The organism is Thermomonas sp. (genome assembly GCF_035369645.1).
In the GTDB taxonomy this organism is placed as follows: Bacteria; Pseudomonadota; Gammaproteobacteria; order Xanthomonadales; family Xanthomonadaceae; genus Thermomonas.
In genome coordinates, this window is the sequence record NZ_DAOOUM010000035.1 from 26,247 (window position 1) to 28,906 (window position 2,660).

Genomic DNA, 2,660 nt, shown 5'->3' on the forward strand with positions numbered 1-2,660 from the left:
TGGATTTGACCCAGCGCGCGCGGATCGATGACTTGTTCTATGCCATCGCACATGCGGTGAAAGCGCGCCTGACCTATGACGAAAAAAGCCACCGCGATTTGTTGGATGAGTTGAACGAACGGCTGGTGGACAAGTACTTCGTCAACTTCAGCGTGTTCGAGTCGATGCCGGATGTGTGGGCAATCGATCAGGTGTTTCCGATCGTGCCGATCGAACGCTTGGACGAGGCGCCGACCCGGCGCGGCATTATTGCGGATATGACCTGCGACTCCGACGGCAAGATCGACACCTATGTCGAAAACGAAGACCTCGACAGCTCGCTGCCGCTGCACGAGCCGCGTCCCGGTGAACGCTACCGGATTGGCTTCTTTTTGGTTGGCGCGTATCAAGAAGTCTTGGGCGATATCCACAACCTGTTTGGCGATACCGATGCGATTGAAGTGCGCTGCACCGAGGACGGGTTTGCGATCAGCCAGCAGCGCCGTGGCGACACCACCGACGTGATGCTGGATTACGTGGGCTATAAACTCGACGACCTGCGCCGCCGCTACCGCGCACTGGTGGCATCGGCGGATCTTGGCAATGCCGAAAGCGAGCGCTTGAACGAAGCCCTGGAGCGCGGCCTGACCGCCTACACCTATCTGGACGACTCGCCTTTGTGAGTGCACAAGCACGCGGCGCACAGTTGCCCGGCCTCGACCTGCTGCGCGCCATCGCGGTGCTGTGGACGATGCAGTTCCACGGCTTCATCGTCGGCGGGCTGGGACCGAACTGGCGCTGGCTGGAACGCTACGGCTGGATGGGCGTGGATCTGTTCTTCGTGCTCAGCGGATTTCTGATTGGCGGCCAGTTGCTGCGGCCACTGGCAAAGGGAGTCGCGCCGTCACTGCGCGACTTCTACCTCAAGCGCGTATTCCGCATCCTGCCGGCGTTCTGGGCGGTGTTGGCGGTCTATCTGCTGTGGCCGGGGTTTCGCGAAGCGCCGGGGATGGAGCCGTGGTGGAAGTTCGCATTGTTCTTCGTCAACCTGGATATCAACTACGCCGCCAACGCCGCGTTTTCGCATGCGTGGTCGTTGTGCGTGGAGGAGCATTTCTATCTGCTATTTCCCGCACTGGCACTGCTGTTGGCGCGCAAGCCATCCGCAATAAAGTTTTGGGTGGTGTGCCTTGTCGTGCTCTTGGGCGGCATCGCATTGCGCACGGGCGTCTGGCTGCATGACGACGCCACCCAGCCGCAACGGCCATGGTTTGTCGAAGATATTTATTACCCCACGTGGAACCGTCTGGATGGCCTGCTATCCGGGGTGATGCTGGCCGCATGGCAGGCTTATCGCCCAGCCGCGTGGGCACGCGCGGCACAACATGCCAACCGGTTTGCACTGGCGGGTATTGCGGTGCTGGCGCTGGCGATGTGGCTGTTCCGCGACCGCGTGGGCCTGCTGGGCAATAGCATCGGCTGGCCGGTGCTGTCACTGGCGCTGGCACTGCTGGTGTTTGCCGGCGCCCAGACGCATGGCATATTGGGTTCGCGCAAGCTGCCGGGCGTGGCATGGATCGCCACCATTTCGTACAGCCTTTACCTCGTGCACAAGCCCGTGTATGCGCTGGTGCAAGCGCACTGGGGCGCGTTGCTGGAAGGGCGCGGCGTGCTGGCGTGGGCCGCGTACGGTGCGGTCTCGCTGCTGGCCGCAGCGCTGCTGCATTACATGGTGGAGCGGCCGGGACTGCGTTTGCGTGGCCGGTTTTTGTAGCAGACTTGAACTTAGGGTAGTCGGGACAGCGCCGCCATTAAAATAGGCTTCGCCCAATCAGGTGTGTGCTTGAGGGTGTCGATGTCGTTGGGGTAGGTGATGCGCCCGTGCTCCAGTTGCAGCAGCAGGCGTGGGTTGGGCATCGGCTGGCCGAGGATGGCGTCAGTGCTGTTGTCGTACACCTGCAATTGGGTCAGGTGCGGCAGCAGCACGATCAGGTTTTTGCGCGAGGATTCAAAGCGTTCCCGGATTTTGGCGGCGGGAATGTCATGGCCACCGCGGGCGACGCGTTGCTGCACACGGGCGATGTGGTGCTCGGGCGAATCCAGCCCGGTGAACCACATCAGCACGTCATGCGTTTTGTTTGCTTCGCGCAATTTGCGGGCAATCGTGTTGCCGCCCAAGGTGGTTTCGAAAGCGTAATCGGTGCCGTTGGTGAGTGCCGTATCCAGTTGGCGAACGCCTTGCTGCCATGCCATGGCATTGGCATCTTCAAGCGAAGCACCGGAGGCTTCCATGAGTTTTCGAGTGAACGTATCGGGGTTGAACCAAACCAGCCCCGCCTGTGTGAGTTCACGTTCACCCGCCGTGCTTTTACCGGCCCCGTTAACGCCGGCCAATACAAACAGCAGCGGGCGTGCCATGACTTAAAACTCGTTGCCGGTGAACAGCTTGCCACCGAAGTCGATGGGGCGGCGCAGGATGCCGCGTAATTTTTCGCGTGCTTCCGGGGTTTGCAACACTTGCATGCGCGCATCGAACTGGCGGCTCAATTCGTCCAGTGCGGCCTGTTTGCGGGCGCGGGTTTCCAGTGCTTCTTGCAGCAGGTCGTCGTAGTCTTCGGCGGACAGGACAACGGCCTCCGGCCGCCCATGATTGGTCACCAGCACCTTGCCTTCGCGGTGCA

The 2,660-nt window shown here is 61.2% G+C and carries 3 protein-coding genes and 1 pseudogene; 2 read left to right on the forward strand and 2 right to left on the reverse strand.

Annotated elements, in window-relative coordinates; translation table 11 throughout:
• Together PK789_RS08055 and PK789_RS08060 are read left to right on the forward strand one after the other, a co-directional pair.
• Window positions 1-662 (forward strand): annotated as a pseudogene (locus PK789_RS08055) (arginine decarboxylase); the annotation flags it as partial.
• On the forward strand, window positions 659-1,753 hold the full coding sequence (locus PK789_RS08060) for an acyltransferase family protein (protein ID WP_324308255.1): 1,095 nt from the start codon (window positions 659-661) through the stop codon (window positions 1,751-1,753). The pseudogene PK789_RS08055 and the gene PK789_RS08060, both read left to right, overlap by 4 nt.
• Before the next feature lie 11 nt (window positions 1,754-1,764).
• Here PK789_RS08060 and PK789_RS08065 read toward each other — a convergent pair whose 3' ends face one another.
• Together PK789_RS08065 and PK789_RS08070 are read right to left on the reverse strand one after the other, a co-directional pair.
• Window positions 1,765-2,397 (reverse strand): ATPase, encoded by a 633-nt coding sequence (locus PK789_RS08065; protein ID WP_324308256.1) that lies wholly within the window; start codon window positions 2,395-2,397, stop codon window positions 1,765-1,767.
• A gap of 3 nt (window positions 2,398-2,400) precedes the next feature.
• Window positions 2,401-2,660 (reverse strand): type II toxin-antitoxin system prevent-host-death family antitoxin (locus tag PK789_RS08070; protein WP_324308257.1); only part of this gene is annotated, 260 nt, incomplete at its 5' end.